The sequence below is a fragment of the Methylomonas sp. MS20 genome (assembly GCF_050275925.1).
GTDB lineage: Bacteria > Pseudomonadota > Gammaproteobacteria > Methylococcales > Methylomonadaceae > Methylomonas > Methylomonas koyamae_A.
Genome location: NZ_CP189962.1, coordinates 2,361,885 through 2,379,164, shown reverse-complemented (window position 1 = coordinate 2,379,164; position 17,280 = coordinate 2,361,885). Strand labels below are relative to the sequence as shown.

Genomic DNA, 17,280 nt, shown 5'->3' with positions numbered 1-17,280 from the left:
ATGAAAGTATTGCTGGGCTTACCCAACCAATTGATCCGCTTGGACGGCATGAAAGCTAGACCGGCGGTCAGCCCGCCGCTAGGGGTGTTGTCGATCGCCGCGTATTTGCGGGAAAGCGACTGGCAAGGCACGATCGAAATCTACGACGCCAGACTGGGCGCGACGTTTCGGCGCGAAGCCGATTATTGGCTGTTCGGCGACAGCGACGAGCGCATCGAAGCCCGCATCCGCGCGGCGGCACCGGATGTGATCGGCATCTCAAACTTGTTCAGCAGTCAAATCGACCGCGCCTACCGCTTCGCCGAGTTGGCCAAGCGCGCCGCGCCCAATGCCACCGTTGTGATCGGCGGCCCGCATGTGTCGGTGTTTCCGCTCGAAGCCATTGCTCGTCCCGACATCGATTACGCGGTGATCGGCGAAGGTGAGGAGCGTTTTACCCAACTACTACTCGCTCTGCAGCGCGGCGACTCCGCGCCGAAGATTCAAGGCGTGGTCGCGACCCCGGCCGATCTGGATCTGCTCCGATCCAACCCGCGCGCGCCGGTCGGCTTCACCGATCCGCTGGACTCCCTGCCGCTGCCGGCCTACGACTTAGTCGATATGCCGCGTTATTTCGCGCTGGCCCGCAAGGGCCTGTCGCCCAGATTTCGCGAATGGGGCAAACGGCCGATCAGCATGCTTACCAGCCGCGGCTGTCCGCACAAATGCGTGTTTTGTTCGATACAAACCACGATGGGCTATAAGTTTCGCGCCCATTCTCCGGAATACACCCGCCGTCATATCCGGCACTTGGTGGACGAATACGGCGTTGACTTCATTCATTTCGAGGACGACAACCTGGTCCACGACACCGGCCGCTACGACGAAATCATCGACTTCATGTCCACCTTCCAGCCGCGCATCAAATGGGACACGCCCAACGGCGTGCGCGGCGACGCCTGGACCCTGGACAGAGCCCGCCGGGCCAAGGCCTCCGGTTGCCAATTTCTGACGGTCGCCATCGAATCCGGCGTGCAGCGGGTGCTGGACGACATCGTCCGCAAACGCCTCGATCTAGCGCGGGTCGACGACATGATGCGCTATTGCCGGCAAGTGGGTTTACGCTTGCACGCCTTTTACATCATCGGTTTTCCGGGCGAAACCCTGGCCGACATCCGCGCCACGGTCGATTACGCGTTGGACCGTTACCGCCGTTACGGCGTCGTGCCGATGCTGCAACCGTTGATTCCGATTCCAGGCACCGACGTCTACGACCAAATCGCCAACGAAGGTTGGCACGAAGGCTCGATCGCGACCGAATACAACCAAGTCAAAACCGCCGAATTCGATCCGGCGACGCTGCAAGCCATCTACCGGGACTATTTGCGCAAACGCCTGTTGATATTCGCGTTGCGCTCGCTGATCGTACCCAAGGAATTGCTCTACAACCTCAAACTGATCCTCAAATACCCCGGCGGCGCCTATTACGCATTGCGCAACGCCCTGCGCGCCAACGGTTGATCCATCGAGCATCGGCCGGCGCCGGTAAACTCGGGTAAAATCAGGCCATGATCACATTGAACACTGAGAATTCTACTTGTTTGTGCGACTCCGGCTTGAGCTATGCCGACTGTTGCCAGCCCTTCCACGACGGCCGGCAAATACCCAAAACCGCCGCCGCGCTGATGCGCTCCCGCTTTACCGCCTACGCCGGCCAAAACGCCGCCTATTTGCTAGACACCTGGGCGATCGAAACCCGGCCGCCCGACATCGACTTCTCCAAGGAAAGCGCTAATTGGCAAAGTCTGACGATAGTGGACACCAAGAAAGGCGGCGAACTCGACGCCAAGGGCATCGTCGAATTCAAGGCGTTTTACCGCCAGGACGATAACGACCATTTCATGCACGAAATCAGCCGCTTCGTTAAAACCGGCGGCCGCTGGTATTACCTGGACGGCAAAATCAAGGCCGCCGGCCGAGTCGGCATCACGACCGACACCGGCCGCAACGCGCCCTGCGCTTGCGGCAGCGGCAAAAAATTCAAGCGTTGCTGCGGCCGCTAAATCCGCCGCCCGCACGCAGGGTTCAGCCGAGGGATTTTGTCTATCAGCCCAGCCCAATCGACCACGGGTATTTCGTTCGGCCAAGCTCAGGCTGGCGCGCTCTTCGACAGGCGAACGGTATTTTAAAGGCCGGGTTGAGCGGCAAACCCGGCGGATGGTATTTAGGGCATATCGACAATGGACTGCCCGAGTAATCTAACGCCCCTTATCCGGCCGTTTCAGTAGCCCGTACAAATCGCCGCCGGTCGATAGCACTAGGCTCGCATCGCCGTCGATGACCTTGCGGTAGGTTTCCATCGTTTTCGAGAACTTGTAAAACTCGGCCGCTTCCGGGCGTTGGCCGTAAGCTTTCGCATAGATTTCGGTGGCCTTGGCGTCCGCCTCGCCTTGAATTTGTTGCACCAGCTTATAGGCGGCGGACTGAATTTCGTTGATGTCGCGTTCCTTGTTACCCTTGATCCGGGCCGCCTCGCCCTCGCCTTCCGAGCGGAAACGCTGAGCAATTTGTAAACGCTCGCTGATCATGCGTTGATGAATCCGTTCCAGCACTTGCTGGTTGTAGTTAATGCGCTTGAAGCGCACGTCCAGCAACTCGATGCCGAATTCGGCCAATTTCGGCGCGGCAGCCTCGAACACATCCTTCTCGATCGCCGCCCGGCCGACCCGAATCGGACGCAGCACGCCCAACGTGCCCTCGCCGGTCAACGGCCCGGTGAAGGACTCGTCCTGCAAGGGCTTGCGGTCCTTGTCCGAACGCACCACTTCGATCAACTCGTGACGAGCGATCGCGGTGCGGGTCTCGCCGCCAAGAATGTCCTCCAGCCGCGACTGGGCGCTACGTTCGTCGCGCAAACGCAAGTAGTAGCGCAACGGATCGGCGATACGCCAACGTGCGAAGGTATGCACCTGCACATAGGTCTTGTCCTTGGTGGACATTTCCACCATCGGCCCGTCCCAGCCCAGATAGCGTTTGTCGAAACTGTTGACTTGTTGCACGAACGGCAATTTGAAATGCAGGCCGGGCTTGACGATGGGCTCGCCGACCGGGCTGCCGAATTGGGTCAGGATGACTTGCTCGGTCTGATCGACCCGAAAGGTCGACACAAAACCCAGCACCGCCAACAATATCGCCAGCACGCGCGGCATCATGGCGCCACCTCGCTCGCGGCGGCGGCCGGCGCCGCCTTGGTCTCGGCGAACGGCAGCATCGGCAGAATTTGTTGGACGCTGTCGTCGACGATAATCTGCTGGCGCGCCTGCGGCAGTATGTCGCCCAAGGTTTCCAGGTAGATCCGAATGCGCGTCACCTCCGGCGCCTTCAGATACTGTTCCAACACCTGGTTAAACGCGGCAACGTCGCCTTCCGCCTCGTTGATCCGTTTGAAGCGGTAACCTTCGGCGGCGCGAATCGCTTGGTCCGCCTCGCCGCGCGCCCTCGGCACGGCCTTGTTGTACTCGCCGTTGGCCAGATTGATCGCGTTTTCCCGGTCCTGTTGAGCGCGATTGACCTCGTTGAAGGACGGTTGCACCGGCACCGGCGGGTTGACGTTTTTCAGTTGCACCTGATTGATCGACACGCCGAGTTGATAGCGGTCGGCCAATTCCCGAGTGCGGTTCAGCACCGTTTCCTCGATTTCCTGTCGGCCTATCGTAATGATTTCATCGACGGTACGGTCGCCCACCACCTCGCGCATCACCGCTTCGGACAAATCGCGCAAGGTTTGGCCGGGATCGCGGACGTCGAACAGATATTTCACCGGATCGGTAATCCGATATTGGACAATCCACTCGACCAACGCCGAATTCAGATCGCCGGTCACCATCGATTTTTCCAGCGCCGGCTGATCGCCAGCCTGATCGGGGTTGGAATAGCCCGGCGTCGCGAAACCGAACTCCAGTTTTTGTTGGCGCTGGGTCGGTACCGGAATCACTTGATCGACGCCGAACGGCAGTTTGGCGTGCAAACCGGACGGGACTTTATCGATATACTGCCCAAAGCGCAGCACGATGCCTTCGGATTCGGCCGGTATCGTATAGAACGACATCATTGCCCCGATCAGCAGCACGGCCGCTACTGCCAACACCAACGGCGGCACCGGCCATTCGCTGGGAAAACGCTCGAATATCACCTTGGCATCGTTCACGGCGGACCTCCAATAATCATTTCGGAATCGCCGAAAGAATTCGACTAATCCCGTGGGTTTATGCAATCAATCTCGGCACATAACGCAACTAACTCACCGCAAGGCGCGAGTCCTAGCGGCATCAGCCATCAAGACGGATTAGGCTGGGCCGGCTGACGTTCTTGACGTTCATCAAACCCTGCAACAAGGCTTGCCCGCCAGGCGGCAAGCCTTCCCCAAGATCAAAGGTGTTTCCGACCGGCGTCGTGGTTTGCAAAACGCAGACCTGCCATCCGGCATCCTCCAGCCGCTGTAAATCTCGGGTAGTCGTCGAATGCTCGTAAAATCCGGCGTCGGTAACCTTGCCTTGGTAGGCGCCGCGGCACGCCAATATAAAGCGCCAATGGTCGAAAAAACGTTTGGAGAAATTGTATTGCAAATGGTTGAGCGCGTCGAAAAGCGCTGGGACACAGCGTGAATGGCAGGGAGATCGGTTCAATACCAGGGTTACGACGGCTTTGGCGCGCTCGTCGGTGTTGAAGCTATACCAAGCCTGCACGGTCCGCTCGATCTGGCGCCAAAGTAAACTCTGAAGCAAACGTTCCTCGGAATGCTCGCCCTGACTGGCCATTAAACGGGTGTGTTCCTGGGCGAAACGGCAGCACAACAAACCATACGTCGTCTGTCCGGGCGTATGAAAGTGCCCCAGATGCGCGTTGAGTTCTTCGCCATAATACTTTGTCAATTGTCGCCAATGTAGCAACATAGCAGCCTCCAGGTGATTAGCCGGAAAATGCCGACCACGTTTAAAGCTAGCACAGTTATCAGCTACGCGCCGGCCACCTTACAGGCGCCCCCAGAATTTGAAAACTAACTATCATGAAAGCGCTGCATCGCCCCGGTAAATGAAAGTCAGTGGTGTAGGAGCAGCGTTAGCCGCGATTGACAGCGTTCCGACATCGGACCGGGTTGCGGCGTCCGGTGACTTTCAAAGTAAAGTGGTAGCCGATCAGCACCCGGCTACGGGCCTCCGTCGGCTGGACCGCGAGTTTCGAACGAGTTTGGCCGAGCCTGCGCTTATTCAATAGCCAAGACGCTTGCAGCGCTTTACCTGGATTTACCTTGCTTGGCGTTCCTTTACCGGATAGCGCCGCATAATGTCGGCACGCTCACCCACTACAGAGGTCGCCCATGTTCCGCGAAACTGAAACCCGCTCCAAACCACCTTACTTACCGAACGCATCGAACCGTCGGCCCGGCGCCGAATACCGATTGGCCGATGCCTTCCACGACCAACCCGATCAAGCAGACTCCGCTGACACAACCTTGCTCGCGGAGCTGACCTACCTTTATTGGCTGGCGTCGGAACGCCAGCCAGTCGGCGGGCCGTGATACCTCCGGTCCGACCGTGGCGCGGTTTTTGGATTACGCTACATCGCCCAGCCACGGGAGGCCCCCGCCGGTTAAGCATCGATAGGGGTAGGGAAAGCCCCTCTCCTTGCGGGAGAGGGGTTGGGGTGAGGGGAAATACAAGGTAAGGCATTGATTTTATCCCCCTCACCCTGCCCTCTCCCGCGAGGAGAGGGTTCTGTTTCGACTTTTACGACACCCTCATCATGCCGGCAAGCTGGGTTGATTCAAGATTCGGCTATGAGTGTAAACAGCGTGATCCTTGTTTGGCGGCACCGGTGGACGAGGGTTTTCGCAAACACTCCCAGCATTCAAGCACCCTGCATCAACCGAATTTTCTGGTAACGCGCTAAAATGACCGGGTTGGCGGGTTTTCGATGATTCGCGTCCAGCAAATCGCGCCGTCAATGATTGTTTAATCCGTCCCACGCTTAATCCCAATATGAACAATGCCTCGGATTTTAAAAAAGCCCATCGTTTAGTCGAAGTCGATAACGCCTTGCGATTCGACGTACCGCTGGAGCCGGACCACGAGTTTTATACCGATTTCTCCGATGTTCGCGGCGACTTTGAAGATCGCCTGCTGTATAAGCAATTAAACGTCCATCCTAAAAATTACGTCTTCAATCGCGAAGCCAATCAGGGCAATAAAGTGATTTTATTTCTGGCCGGTATGCGCGGTTCCGGAAAGACCTCGGAGTTGGCGCGTATCGCCAAAAACCTGCATCACCCGCAAGGCTTTTTTTGCGTGACTTGCAATCTGGATGTCGGTCTGGATATGAACGATCTGGAATATATGGACGTTTTGATTTATCAGATAGAGCGTTTGATCGAGGAGCTTGAAAAGCACAAAATAATATTCGATGAAGATATCGTCGAGATTTTATATGGCTGGTTCGCCCAGCGGGTCGAGGAAGTCAACCGCGCCATAAAAGCCGAAACCGGTTTCGAAATTGCGGTCGAAGCAAAAACGCCGAATATTCTCGGTCTGTTGGGAATTACCTCCAAACTCAAAGCCAATTTATCCGGCAGCAAGGAAAACGCCGAAAAAATCCGCTTGTCCCTGAAAAACAATTTCACCGACTTTGCATTTAAATTTAACGAATTTATCGAAACCGTCAATCTGACGCTACGCCAGCACAATAAAGCGCAAGAGGTGATGTTTATTATCGACGGCCTGGAAAAAACCGCGACCAGCGATATTCGCCGTAAAATCGTTCTGGAAGAAACCAACCGCATCCGCGCCATTCGGGTCCACACGATATTTACCTTGCCGATCGAGTTGATGTCTCGGCAACGCCTGCTGGAAGCCTTCAGCACCGTCACCTCGTTTCCATTCGTCAAAATTCGCGAAAAAAACGGCGATCTGGTTGAAGAAGCCATTCATCGCTTCGAAACCTTTGTTTATAAACGAATAGACCGGTCGTTATTCGATAGTCCGGATACCGTGCGCCAGGCCATATTATATGGCGGCGGCTCACCGCGCGAACTATTGCGGGTGCTGGAATATACCAATATGTTTGCCGACGAGGACAGCAACCGGATTACCCGTGCCGATTTGGACAAAGGCATCAAAAAACTGGCCGCGCAAACCTCGCAATATTTGTCCAAGGACGACTTGGACAAACTCAAGGAACTCGATGCGGCCAATAAAGCGCAAATTCCGGTGGCTTACGACGAATCCTGGCAGGACTTATTGGAAAAACTGATTATTCTGGAATATAACGACGGCACTTATAAACGGGTAAACCCGGTGATTGAAGAGTCGGCCTTGTATAAACACTATGTCGGATAATTACGACGAGGAAACTCGGCCATTATTCAAATTGCTGCGCACCGAAGCCTTTCGTTTCATTATCGTCCGTTACAATCATTTCAGTTTGTTACAGCAACTGAAACAAGACCTGCAAAGCCGCTTTCCGGAACGGCCTTTTTTATCCCTTAATACCGCGCAAACCGATTACAGCCAAGTTTCGCAAAGCTATTTTCAACTGGGTTCCGGCTTTCTGCTGCTGGAACAGTTTGAAGACGCGTTAAAGCAGCAAGCCAATCCGGAACAGCGCCCGGACATCGAGCAAAACAACCAGCGCCGCCGCGATTTGTGCGCCGGCTTGAACCTGCGCCGCGACAAACTGGCGCAATACCTGATTGCATTAATCGTATGCATCCAAGGCGCGGATCACGAACTGTACGCCAAAAGCCTCATGGAAAAAATGCCGGACTTGTGGTCGTTTCGGTCGTATATGCTGGATTTACACCAACCAATCCAGCCGCCGACCGAAGCCATGATCGGCGGGGAGCCAACCGGTTTTACCGACGACATTCGAGTAGACACGGATGCGCCGGACGCCGAACTCAAACGCCTGCAAAGCCTGTTGGCGAACGCGCCGGAACGGGAATACGACTACCGACGCAGCCTATACCCGCAATTGGTTAGTCTGGCCATCGATAGCGGCGCCTATGCGATCGCCGAACAGGCGCTGGCTGAATGGCAGGTTATCGCAACAAATCAGGATTTGGCTCAAGTATTTGGATACCGCGGTGACTTATCCGTGATCCGTGGTGACTTCCCTCACGCCAAAGCTGCGTTCGAACAGGCTCTAATGTTTAGCCTGCAACAGGGAGATCAATTTAACGAAGCCGTCACCTATCAACGCTTGGGTGACGTTTCCACTTCAATAGGCGATTTGCAGCAGGCACTGGCTTACTACCAAAGGGCTGCCGAATTATGCGTAAAACTCGATGCGGTTTATACCAGCAATGTCGAGTTCAGAAGTGGTTTGGCAAGTTGCTATTGTAAATTGGGGGATACTTACACGGCATTAGGAAATCTAGATAAGGCGTTGGAATTTTATCAAATGTTTCATGGATTAATTCAGGCACTGTTTGGTAAGCACCCCAGCAATATCGACTTGAAAAACGGTTTGGCAATTGCCTATGAAAAACTCGGCCAAACCCTCTCCGCCTTGGGCGATCTGCATCAGGCTTTGGGCCACTACGAAAAGCGACGCGATTTAGCTGAACAACTGAACGATAACTATCCGAACAATGTCGGCTTTAAAAGCGGCTTGGCAATTGCCTATGAAAAACTGGGTAAGACTCAGGCCGCACTGGGCGATCTGCCTGAGGCTTTGCGGTATTTCCAAGAAGAGGAGAAATTACTTGAACAACTGAATGCTTCATATCCCAGTAACGTCGGCTTCAAAAATGGCTTGGCGATCGCATTTGAAAAGCTAGGCCAGACTTTCGATGCGTTAGGTAATCTGCAACAGGCTGTGAGGTACTTTGAAAAACGACGCGATTTAAGCGAAAAACTCTGTTCCACTTATCCCAGCGATGTTAGTTTTAAAAGCGGCTTGGCGAATGGCTACGCCAATTTAGCCCAATTCAGTCGAGATCGACTAAACGATCCGGCTACTGCAATCGACTATTTCCGTCAAGCCGAAGCCCTGTGGCAAACGCTAGTACGCGACGCGCCGCAGTATGCAGTGTTTCAAAAGAACTTGCTGTGGGTCAGGAACGAGTTGCAGACCCTGAACACTGCAGATTGATACCACCGTTGGCCTTTCGACAGCCTATGCCGTTCGGATCGCGGCTAAAGCCGCTCCCACGCTGCAACGCCCGACGGCCTTCAGGTGGTTCCGGTCGGCAAATATAACCGCTTTACTCCCGAACCCAAACAGCTTGCATCGTTCGAGATCCCCAGGTCCGCCAAACGCATATGAATAGCGCCGATTGATGTACGATAACGACTTTCCTTTTCGGTCCGCATTGTGTCGTTGTCCCCAACACTGATTAAGCAATTTCGGCAACTGCTCGGCGACGCCAACGTCATCGCCGATCCGGCCTTGTTGAGAGTCTACGAGTGCGACGCACTGGCGGCCTACACGCAAGTACCCGACTTGGTGGTACTGCCGGAAACGGTCGAACAGGTGCTGGCGGTGTTGCGGCTATGTCACGAGCAACAAATCCCGGTCGTCGCGCGCGGCGCCGGCACCGGTTTGTCGGGCGGCGCGCTGCCGGTGCCCGGTGGTATCGTGCTGGGGCTAGCCAAACTCAATCGCATCTTAGGCGTCGATCCCATCAACCGCACCGCGACCGTGCAAGCCGGCGTGCGTAATCTGGCTATTTCCGAAGCGGCCCGTCCGCACGGTTTGTATTACCCGCCGGACCCTTCCTCGCAAATCGCTTGCAGCATAGGCGGCAATATCGCCGAAAATGCCGGCGGGGTGCATTGCCTGAAATACGGCCTGACCGTGCATAACGTACTGCAAATCAAATTGGCGACGATCGGCGGCGAATTGCTGACCCTGGGCGGCAGCGGTTTGGATGGCGCCGGTTACGATCTGCTGGCCTTGGCGATCGGTTCCGAAGGCTTGTTGGGCGTGGTCGTCGAGGCCACGCTACGCCTGTTGCCGACACCGCCGCGGGTGCAAGTATTGCTGGCCGCGTTCGCCACCATCGAGCAGGCCGGCGCGGCGGTGGCCGATATTATCGGCGCCGGCCTGATTCCCGCCGGCCTGGAATTGATGGACAACGCCGCGATCCGCGCCACCGAAGCCTTCGTCCACGCCGGCTATCCGGTACAGGCGGCGGCGATCGTACTGTGCGAACTGGACGGCCAGCCGGAACAGGTCGCCGCCGATTTGGCCCGCGCCGAGGCGCTTCTAAAAGCCGCCGGCGCCAGCGAAATTCGGGTGGCCGCCGACGCCGCCCAGCGCCAGCGGTTTTGGGCTGGCCGCAAGGCGGCGTTTCCGGCGGTGGGCCGTATCGCCAGCGATTATTACTGTATGGACGGCACCATTCCGCGCCGGCATCTGGCGGCCGTACTGGCCGAAATCGCCGAGCTGGGCCAACGTTACGGCTTGAGCGTGGTCAATGTTTTTCACGCCGGCGACGGCAATCTGCATCCGTTGATCTTGTACGACGCCGGCCGGCCCGGTGACTTCGACAAGGCCGAGGCGCTGGGCGGCGACATTCTGGAATTGTGCGTGCGGGTCGGCGGCACCATCACCGGCGAACACGGCGTCGGTCACGAAAAATTGCCGCAGATGTGCGTGCAGTTTCAGGCCGCCGAGCTTGAGCAATTTCACGCGCTGAAAAAAGCTTTTGACCCGGACGGCTTGTTGAATCCGGGCAAGGCAGTGCCGACCCTGCACCGTTGCGCGGAACTGGGCAAGATGCACGTCCACGGCGGCCGCTTACCGCATCCGGAACTGGAGCGGTTTTGATGACGAACGCGGATATGAGCGATGTCGTCGTCGAGCAAATCCGCCAAACCGGTGCCGAGCGGCGGCCGTTACGCATTGTCGGTGGTAACAGCAAAGCCTTCTACGGCGGCGCCGATACGGCCGACACCGTGTTATCGCTCGCCGAACATCGCGGCATCATCGCCTACGAACCCAGCGAGTTGGTCATCACCGCCCGCGCCGGCACGCCGTTGGCCGAAATCAATCACCTTCTGGCCGAACGCCGGCAAATACTCGGCTTCGAGCCGCCGGCATTCGGCACGCGCGCGACGGTGGGCGGTACGATGGCTTGCGGTTTTTCCGGGCCGCGTCGCCCGTTCACCGGCAGCGCCCGCGACTTTATGCTGGGCTGTCGCATCGTCAACGGCCGCGCCGAAACCCTAAACTTCGGCGGCCAGGTCATCAAAAACGTGGCCGGCTTCGACGTTTCCCGGCTGATGGTCGGCGCCTTGGGTACACTGGGGGTGTTATTGGACGTTTCGTTGAGAGTGTTGCCGATGCCCGAAGCCGAACTGACGCTGGAACAAAATCTCACCGAGGATCAGGCCTTGGCCACGATGAGCCGACTGCAAGGCCAGGCCTTGCCGTTGTCGGCGCTGAGCCATCATGACGGCCTGTTGCGGGTACGCTTGAGCGGCGCCGAAGCCGCCGTCGCGGCCGCCGCCTCCCGAATCGGCGGCGAAATCGTTGGCGACGGCCGCGACTATTGGCGGGCGTTGCGCGAGCAGACACTGGCGTTCTTCGCCGAAACCGGCGACCTATGGCGGTTGAGCGTCGCGCCGGCGGCACCGTTACCCGCGCTACCCGGCCGGCAATTGCTGGATTGGGGCGGCGCCTTACGCTGGCTAAAAACCGAGGCGCCCGCCGAGGCGGTGCATGCCGCCGCGCGAGCGGTCGGCGGGCACGCCGTGCTTTGGCGCGGTGCCGACAAAACCGCCTGGCTGAACGCCGAACCGGCATTGGCCGGCTTGCAATCCCGCTTGCGCACCGCATTCGATCCCTTCAGCCTGTTCAACCCCGGCCGAATGCCGTTTTAGCCGATGCAAACCGTTATCGCCGAACCGCTGAAATACACGCCGCAAGGCGCCGTCGCCGAACAACTGCTGCGCGCTTGCGTGCATTGCGGATTTTGCAATGCGGTTTGTCCGACTTACCGACTGCTGGGCGACGAATTGGACGGGCCGCGCGGCCGGATTTATCTGATCAAGCAAACGCTGGAAACCGGCGCGGCCGACGCCACCGGTCTGACCCATCTTGACCGTTGCCTGACTTGCCGGTCTTGCGAAACCGCCTGTCCCTCCGGTGTGGAATACGGCCAATTGTTGGACATTGGCCGCGAGCTGATGGCTAAACCAGGCATACGTTCGCGGCGCCAGCGCTGGCTAAGACGCTGGCTGGTCGCGGCGCTGGCCTATCCGTGCCGGGCGGCTTGGTTAATCGGCGCGGCGCGGCGGCTCAAGCCGTGGTTACCCGGATTTCTGCGCGCGAAACTGCCGGACCGGCAAGCCGCCGAAACGTGGCCGGCACCGCGCCATCAACGGCGGGTGTTGATCCCGCAAGGTTGCCTGCAACCGGCCTTGGCGCCGCGCATCGACGCCGCGACGGCTCGGGTGCTGGATAGTCTCGGCATCAGCGCAGTTTCGCTGCCGGCCGGTTGCTGCGGCGCCCTGCCTTATCATTTAGACTGCCAGGCCGAAGGCCTGACCATGATGCGTGAAACCGTGGAACGCTGTTGGCGCGAACTGCAAGCCGGTGCCGAAGCCGTGGTCTCCACGGCTAGCGGTTGTGGAGTCACGCTCAAGGACTACGGCCGACTGCTGGCCGACGACCCGGATTACGCCGCGAAGGCGGCGGCGGTCGCGGCCAAGACCCGCGACATCGCCGAGCTGCTGCGCGGAGAAGACCTGAGCCGCTTGACGGTCCGGACTTGCCGGGTAGCGGTGCATTCACCCTGCACGCTGCAACACGGCCAAGGCCTGCCCGGTATCGTCGAGTCCTTGCTGAAGGGCCTGGGCTTCGAATTGGCGACGGTCGCCGACGCCGATCTGTGCTGCGGCTCGGCCGGCAGCTACAGTCTGCTGCAACCGGCCATCGCCGAACGCTTGCGCGACGCCAAGCTAACGACCTTGCAAGCCGGCGCGGCGGACGTCATCGTCACCGCCAACATCGGCTGCTGGCTGCACTTGCGCGAGCGGGCGACGCTTCCGGTTCGCCACTGGATCGAATTGCTGGACCCCGGCGCGCCGGGCTAGCGCCGCTGACGCCACGGCCGGTCTTGGCGTCGATATTGGATGTTGCATGGTCGCCGCGCGCACCGGCCCCGGTAGCCCGCCCAAGTTTATCGAATATACAGATGAACTCATCAAAACATATCGTTTTATTTAATCCAAAACCGCCGCTACGCTAAGCCACCTATTCGATGGACGCTTGGCCGCTGTCGGTTCCGTGGCGTGTCGCTAAACGCCATTTCAACCGGTGCATCAGAGATTCGGACGCCGTTAAATGCGGATCGGCATCGCCGGTCGCGCTAGTCGTTCGCACCGAACGGAACCCGTCGAGTACGCCCTTTTGCCCCGTTAGTCAGGAGACAAGCATGCCATTACAGCAACTGGTGGAATATTTCAACGACCGGCTGGAACAGGAACACAACAGCGGATTTCGGCCGTTTGTGCTGCGGGACGGCCGGGTGGAAGCTTCGTTCGGACCGATTCGACTGGCAAGCCAATTAAACCCGGTTCGGGAAACCTTGCGCAGCGCGCAGCGCGTCGGCCACATGGCCCAACTGCAAATCAGCGCCAATCCGGCTTCAAGCCCGCCGCCGGCCGCGGTCGACGCGCTACTGAATCCGGAGCCGCCGCCGCAAAGCATCGTCAATTTCGACCGGCTGTCGCGCGCGGTGCACATGCTGAATTATTTGCCCGAAGCGCATTTGGACGAGATTCTGTTTCTGGATGTCGATCCCCGCCACATCCTCGGTGTCAAAACCGACCACGGCGCGTATTTCGAGGAAGTCATCGTCAAATGCGGTCTGCAAACCGGCAACGTCGCCATCGTCTTGACCGTGAACCGGATTTACGCCCGCTATTACCAAACCTTGCTGAAAGGCTTGCAAAACTATCAAGCGCGCGGTTATCGAGTTGCGTTGAAATTCGATTATCCGACCCTGGATCAGGCGGCGCTGGATTTACTGGCCCGAGCCGCCGCCGACTTCGTGTGCTTGTCGGCCGGCGAAATGGAACGGATTCGAGACAGCCGCTTATTGGAGAAACTGCGGCAATTGAACGGCGTGGTCGACTCGATAGGCGGTCGCGGCATTTTGCTCGACATCGCCGACAAGCAAAACGCCGCGCTGGCCCGTCAAACCGGCTTCGGTCTGGTGCAGGGCGAACATTTCGAGGCAACGGACGTGCCGGCACCGGTTTACGCTCGCTCGGCCTAAGCGAGTTTTTTGATTGAAACGAACTTATTGGCCTCGGTCAGTTCCATTTCGAAATGGCCCTGAATGCCGGATTTGGTGAGATAGCGTTGCACGTTGCCAGCCGGAAATACCACCCGGCGGCCGTCGTCGCTCAAGGTGGTGACGGTTTTGGCGTGGCCCTGGTAAACCGCCAAGTATTGATCGTAACTCAGGTTTAAACGGAAGCGGATATAGCGGTGCTTGGACATTAAAAAGCCGCGCCGGCTAGCCGGCGCGGCCTCCCTTCGGTTAACGCATGTTTTGCAAGGCTTCGATGCGCTCTTCGAGCGGCGGATGGCTCATGAACAAGCGCTGCACCCCGCCGCCGTTAATGCCGAACGCGGCCAGTTCGCCCGGCAACTGCGCCGGCTCGTGCGAACGTTGCAAGGCTCGCAACGCGCCTATCATCTTCTGCCGGCCGGCCAAATTGGCGCCGCCGGCATCGGCCCGGAACTCGCGATAGCGCGAGAACCACATCACCAGCATCGACGCCAGGATAGACAACGCAATCTGCGCGATCATCTGCGTAATGTAATAGGCCGGACCATAGCCGCGTTCGGTCTTGAACACGGCCCGGTCGACGACGTAGCCGATGATGGTCGCGAAAAAGTACACGAAGGTGTTGACCACGCCTTGCATCAAGGCCATCGTCACCATGTCGCCGTTGGCGACGTGACTGATCTCGTGGCCGACCACGGCTTCCACCTCGTCCGAGCTCATCGCTCTCAGCAAGCCGGTGCTGACCGCCACCAACGCGTCGTTGCGGTTGGCGCCGGTCGCGAAGGCGTTGGGTTCAGGCGCGTCGAAAATACCCACTTCGGGCATGCCGATACCGGCCTTTTGCGCTTGGCGGGAAACGACCTCCAGCAGCCATTGTTCGGTCTGGTTTTGCGGACGATCGATCACATGCACGCCCATCGCGTTTTTAGCCGACCATTTGGACATGAACAACGAAATAACGGAACCGGTCATGCCAAACACCGCCGACATCGCCAGCAAGCCTTCCAGATTCAGGTCGACGCCTTGGGCATCCAACGCGCCCTTCAGGCCGAGGACGCTAAAAATGATACTGATCGCGATCATGATGGCCACGTTGGTGGCCAAAAACAGCAGTATTCTCGTCATGGTGTGACTTTCCTTTATCGTTGTTGAGTGGTGATTAATGTGGGGCGCCTAAAAATTAAATTCAAGCTTATAGAGTGTTACCATCTGCGAAAAGTTTATTTTGGGGTATAAAAATGAAAATAATCCAAGCGCTATGGCTGGTATTGGCGACGATCGGCGCCGCCCACGCCGCCGATCGCGGCTACGAGTCGGTACTCAGCCAGCTCAAGTTGCCGGCCGGCTTCAAGATTAGCATTTTTGCCGACGGCGTACCCAATGCCCGGCAATTGGCGCTCGGCGACAACGGCACGGTGTTCGTCGGCAGCCGCGACGGCAATGTATTCGCGGTGCAAGACCGAGACGGCGACGGCGTGGCCGAGCAAAAATTCCAAATTGCCCAACAATTAAACCTGCCGAACGGCGTGGCGTTTAAAAACGGCTCTTTGTACGTCGCGGAAATTCAACGCATCATCCGCTTCGACAATATCGATCAGCGCTTGAGCAACCCGCCCAAACCCGAAGTGGTCTACAACGATTTCCCGGAAGACCGCCATCACGGCTGGAAGTATCTGCGCTTCGGTCCGGACGGGAAGCTGTATACCGCCGTCGGCGCGCCGTGCAATATCTGCGATCCCGGCAAGCCGATCTACGGTGCGCTGGTCCGCCTGAATCCGGACGGGAGCGACTTCGAAATCCTGGCGCGCGGCATTCGCAACACGGTCGGCTTCGACTGGGAAACCCGCACCAATCATTTGTTCTTTAACGACAACGGCCGCGACTATTTGGGCGACGACCTGCCGCCCGACGAACTCAACGAATGGAGCCGGCCCGGCGAACACTTCGGCTACCCTTACTGCCACGCCGGCACCATCCCCGATCCGCAACTGGCCGGCGACAAAAAATGCAACAGTTTTATCGCGCCGGCCTGGAAGTACAAAGCCCATATCGCGCCGCTGGGCATGCGCTTTTACACCGGCAAACAGTTCCCCGACCAGTATTTCCGGCAATTGTTCGTCGCCCAACACGGTTCATGGAACCGGACTCAACCGCAAGGCTACCAGATCGACGTCGTCAAATTCAGCGGCGGTCATCCTTATAACGAACAAGCCTTTATTAGTGGTTGGCTGACCGCGTCGGGCGAAGTGCTGGGCCGGCCGAACGACGTTATCGTCGGCCGCGACGGCAGCCTGCTGATTAGCGACGACAAGCTCGGCGTCATCTACCGGGTGAGCTACGGCCGATGAGCAAACATCAATTCGAAGTGCTGGACGTCAAAACCGTCTACGAGGGATTTTTTCGGCTGGAACAATACCGCGTAAGACACACGCTGTATCAGGGCGGCTGGAGCCGGCCCTTGCAACGCGAGTTGTTTCGGCGCGGCAACTGCGTGGCGGTTTTGCTTTACGACCCGGATCGCGATGAAGTGGTGTTGATCGAGCAATTTCGGGTCGGCGCCATCCTGAGGCCGAACCATGCTTGGCAAATCGAAATCGTCGCCGGCGCGATCGAGGACGGCGAAACCGCCGAGGACGTCGCCTACCGCGAAGCGCTCGAAGAAGCCGGCTGCGAAATTCTGGATCTGATCGAAGTCAAACGTTTCTACACGACGCCGGGCGGCTCGTCGGAATTGATTACCCTGTTCTGCGGCCGAGTCGATAGCCGCGGCATCGGCGGCGTTCACGGCCTGGACCACGAGGACGAAGACATCCGCGTCTTCGCGGTCAAGACCGAACAAGCTTTCGATATGCTGGAAGACGGCTCGATAGAATCCGGAATTCCAATTCTGGCCTTGCAGTGGCTGTATATGCACCGCGACCGCTTGCGGGCGCGCTGGGTGGCGAGTCCGGCCGAGCGGGAGCAGCCAGAACCAGCCTAGGCCCGCCCACCCTGGCTGG

General features: G+C 58.1%; 16 protein-coding genes. 11 read left to right on the top strand and 5 right to left on the bottom strand.

Annotation, left to right across the window (positions count from 1 at the left end; genetic code table 11):
* Both ACQE3D_RS10315 and ACQE3D_RS10310 read left to right on the top strand, forming a co-directional pair.
* Nucleotides 1–1,500 (top strand): B12-binding domain-containing radical SAM protein, encoded by a 1,500-nt coding sequence (locus ACQE3D_RS10315; protein WP_427501613.1) that lies wholly within the window; start codon nt 1–3, stop codon nt 1,498–1,500.
* Nucleotides 1,501–1,547: 47 nt separating this feature from the next.
* On the top strand, nt 1,548–2,042 hold the full coding sequence (locus tag ACQE3D_RS10310) for a YchJ family protein (protein WP_313728045.1): 495 nt from the start codon (nt 1,548–1,550) through the stop codon (nt 2,040–2,042).
* Between the two features lie 195 nt (nt 2,043–2,237).
* Here the strand turns inward: ACQE3D_RS10310 and hflC are convergent, their stop codons facing one another.
* The 3 genes from hflC to ACQE3D_RS10295 all read right to left on the bottom strand — a co-directional run bounded on the left by hflC (nt 2,238) and on the right by ACQE3D_RS10295 (nt 4,931).
* Nucleotides 2,238–3,191 (bottom strand): protease modulator HflC, encoded by a 954-nt coding sequence (gene hflC, locus ACQE3D_RS10305; RefSeq protein WP_281023144.1) that lies wholly within the window; start codon nt 3,189–3,191, stop codon nt 2,238–2,240.
* On the bottom strand, nt 3,188–4,186 hold the full coding sequence (gene hflK, locus ACQE3D_RS10300) for an FtsH protease activity modulator HflK (protein ID WP_313728046.1): 999 nt from the start codon (nt 4,184–4,186) through the stop codon (nt 3,188–3,190). Before hflK ends, hflC begins: the two co-directional genes overlap by 4 nt.
* Nucleotides 4,187–4,307: 121 nt before the next feature.
* Nucleotides 4,308–4,931 carry a hypothetical protein gene (locus tag ACQE3D_RS10295; protein ID WP_313728047.1) on the bottom strand — a complete coding sequence of 208 codons (624 nt, stop codon included), beginning with the start codon at nt 4,929–4,931 and terminating at the stop codon, nt 4,308–4,310.
* 425 nt (nt 4,932–5,356) lie between these two features.
* Here ACQE3D_RS10295 and ACQE3D_RS10290 point away from each other — a divergent pair, with 425 nt between their 5' ends.
* The 7 genes from ACQE3D_RS10290 to ACQE3D_RS10260 all read left to right on the top strand — a co-directional run bounded on the left by ACQE3D_RS10290 (nt 5,357) and on the right by ACQE3D_RS10260 (nt 14,263).
* A complete protein-coding gene (locus ACQE3D_RS10290) occupies nt 5,357–5,557 on the top strand; it encodes a hypothetical protein (RefSeq protein WP_168030604.1) in 201 nt (66 codons plus the stop codon).
* Nucleotides 5,558–6,017: 460 nt separating this feature from the next.
* Nucleotides 6,018–7,370, top strand: coding sequence for a hypothetical protein (locus ACQE3D_RS10285; RefSeq protein ID WP_313728048.1), 1,353 nt, complete (start codon nt 6,018–6,020; stop codon nt 7,368–7,370).
* The gene (locus ACQE3D_RS10280; protein ID WP_313728049.1) at nt 7,360–9,126 is read left to right on the top strand and encodes a tetratricopeptide repeat protein; all 1,767 of its coding nucleotides are present in this window, start codon (nt 7,360–7,362) and stop codon (nt 9,124–9,126) included. Before ACQE3D_RS10285 ends, ACQE3D_RS10280 begins: the two co-directional genes overlap by 11 nt.
* Nucleotides 9,127–9,348: 222 nt before the next feature.
* Nucleotides 9,349–10,806, top strand: coding sequence for an FAD-linked oxidase C-terminal domain-containing protein (locus ACQE3D_RS10275; RefSeq protein ID WP_313728050.1), 1,458 nt, complete (start codon nt 9,349–9,351; stop codon nt 10,804–10,806).
* The gene (glcE, locus tag ACQE3D_RS10270; protein WP_313728051.1) at nt 10,806–11,861 is read left to right on the top strand and encodes a glycolate oxidase subunit GlcE; all 1,056 of its coding nucleotides are present in this window, start codon (nt 10,806–10,808) and stop codon (nt 11,859–11,861) included. The genes ACQE3D_RS10275 and glcE overlap by 1 nt, the downstream gene beginning before the upstream one ends.
* 3 nt (nt 11,862–11,864) lie before the next feature.
* Nucleotides 11,865–13,076: a glycolate oxidase subunit GlcF gene (gene glcF, locus ACQE3D_RS10265; RefSeq protein WP_313728052.1), complete on the top strand. Its 1,212-nt coding sequence runs from the start codon at nt 11,865–11,867 to the stop codon at nt 13,074–13,076.
* Nucleotides 13,077–13,417: 341 nt separating this feature from the next.
* On the top strand, nt 13,418–14,263 hold the full coding sequence (locus tag ACQE3D_RS10260; RefSeq protein ID WP_313728053.1) for a hypothetical protein: 846 nt from the start codon (nt 13,418–13,420) through the stop codon (nt 14,261–14,263).
* On the opposite strand, the gene ACQE3D_RS10255 is transcribed toward ACQE3D_RS10260, so the two are convergent.
* Entirely contained in the window at nt 14,260–14,490 is a 231-nt protein-coding gene (locus tag ACQE3D_RS10255; RefSeq protein ID WP_313728055.1) for a DUF2835 domain-containing protein, read from the bottom strand. The two genes, ACQE3D_RS10260 and ACQE3D_RS10255, sit on opposite strands and share 4 nt — an antisense overlap.
* Before the next feature lie 40 nt (nt 14,491–14,530).
* A complete protein-coding gene (gene htpX / locus ACQE3D_RS10250) occupies nt 14,531–15,406 on the bottom strand; it encodes a protease HtpX (RefSeq protein ID WP_313728056.1) in 876 nt (291 codons plus the stop codon).
* A gap of 113 nt (nt 15,407–15,519) precedes the next feature.
* On the opposite strand from htpX, the gene ACQE3D_RS10245 reads away from it, so the two are divergent.
* Together ACQE3D_RS10245 and ACQE3D_RS10240 are read left to right on the top strand one after the other, a co-directional pair.
* Nucleotides 15,520–16,629, top strand: coding sequence for a PQQ-dependent sugar dehydrogenase (locus tag ACQE3D_RS10245; protein ID WP_313728057.1), 1,110 nt, complete (start codon nt 15,520–15,522; stop codon nt 16,627–16,629).
* A complete protein-coding gene (locus ACQE3D_RS10240) occupies nt 16,626–17,261 on the top strand; it encodes an NUDIX domain-containing protein (RefSeq protein ID WP_313728058.1) in 636 nt (211 codons plus the stop codon). Before ACQE3D_RS10245 ends, ACQE3D_RS10240 begins: the two co-directional genes overlap by 4 nt.
* The last annotated feature ends 19 nt before the right edge of the window (nt 17,262–17,280 follow it).

Coding starts and splice junctions, on each gene's coding strand:
- ACQE3D_RS10315 (WP_427501613.1), top strand. CDS start 1: ATGAAAGTATTGCTGGGCTTACCCAACCAATTGATCCGCTTGGACGGC.
- ACQE3D_RS10310 (WP_313728045.1), top strand. CDS start 1,548: ATGATCACATTGAACACTGAGAATTCTACTTGTTTGTGCGACTCCGGC.
- hflC (WP_281023144.1), bottom strand. CDS start 3,191: ATGATGCCGCGCGTGCTGGCGATATTGTTGGCGGTGCTGGGTTTTGTG.
- ACQE3D_RS10295 (WP_313728047.1), bottom strand. CDS start 4,931: ATGTTGCTACATTGGCGACAATTGACAAAGTATTATGGCGAAGAACTC.
- ACQE3D_RS10290 (WP_168030604.1), top strand. CDS start 5,357: ATGTTCCGCGAAACTGAAACCCGCTCCAAACCACCTTACTTACCGAAC.
- ACQE3D_RS10285 (WP_313728048.1), top strand. CDS start 6,018: ATGAACAATGCCTCGGATTTTAAAAAAGCCCATCGTTTAGTCGAAGTC.
- ACQE3D_RS10280 (WP_313728049.1), top strand. CDS start 7,360: ATGTCGGATAATTACGACGAGGAAACTCGGCCATTATTCAAATTGCTG.
- glcE (WP_313728051.1), top strand. CDS start 10,806: ATGACGAACGCGGATATGAGCGATGTCGTCGTCGAGCAAATCCGCCAA.
- glcF (WP_313728052.1), top strand. CDS start 11,865: ATGCAAACCGTTATCGCCGAACCGCTGAAATACACGCCGCAAGGCGCC.
- ACQE3D_RS10260 (WP_313728053.1), top strand. CDS start 13,418: ATGCCATTACAGCAACTGGTGGAATATTTCAACGACCGGCTGGAACAG.
- ACQE3D_RS10255 (WP_313728055.1), bottom strand. CDS start 14,490: ATGTCCAAGCACCGCTATATCCGCTTCCGTTTAAACCTGAGTTACGAT.
- htpX (WP_313728056.1), bottom strand. CDS start 15,406: ATGACGAGAATACTGCTGTTTTTGGCCACCAACGTGGCCATCATGATC.
- ACQE3D_RS10245 (WP_313728057.1), top strand. CDS start 15,520: ATGAAAATAATCCAAGCGCTATGGCTGGTATTGGCGACGATCGGCGCC.
- ACQE3D_RS10240 (WP_313728058.1), top strand. CDS start 16,626: ATGAGCAAACATCAATTCGAAGTGCTGGACGTCAAAACCGTCTACGAG.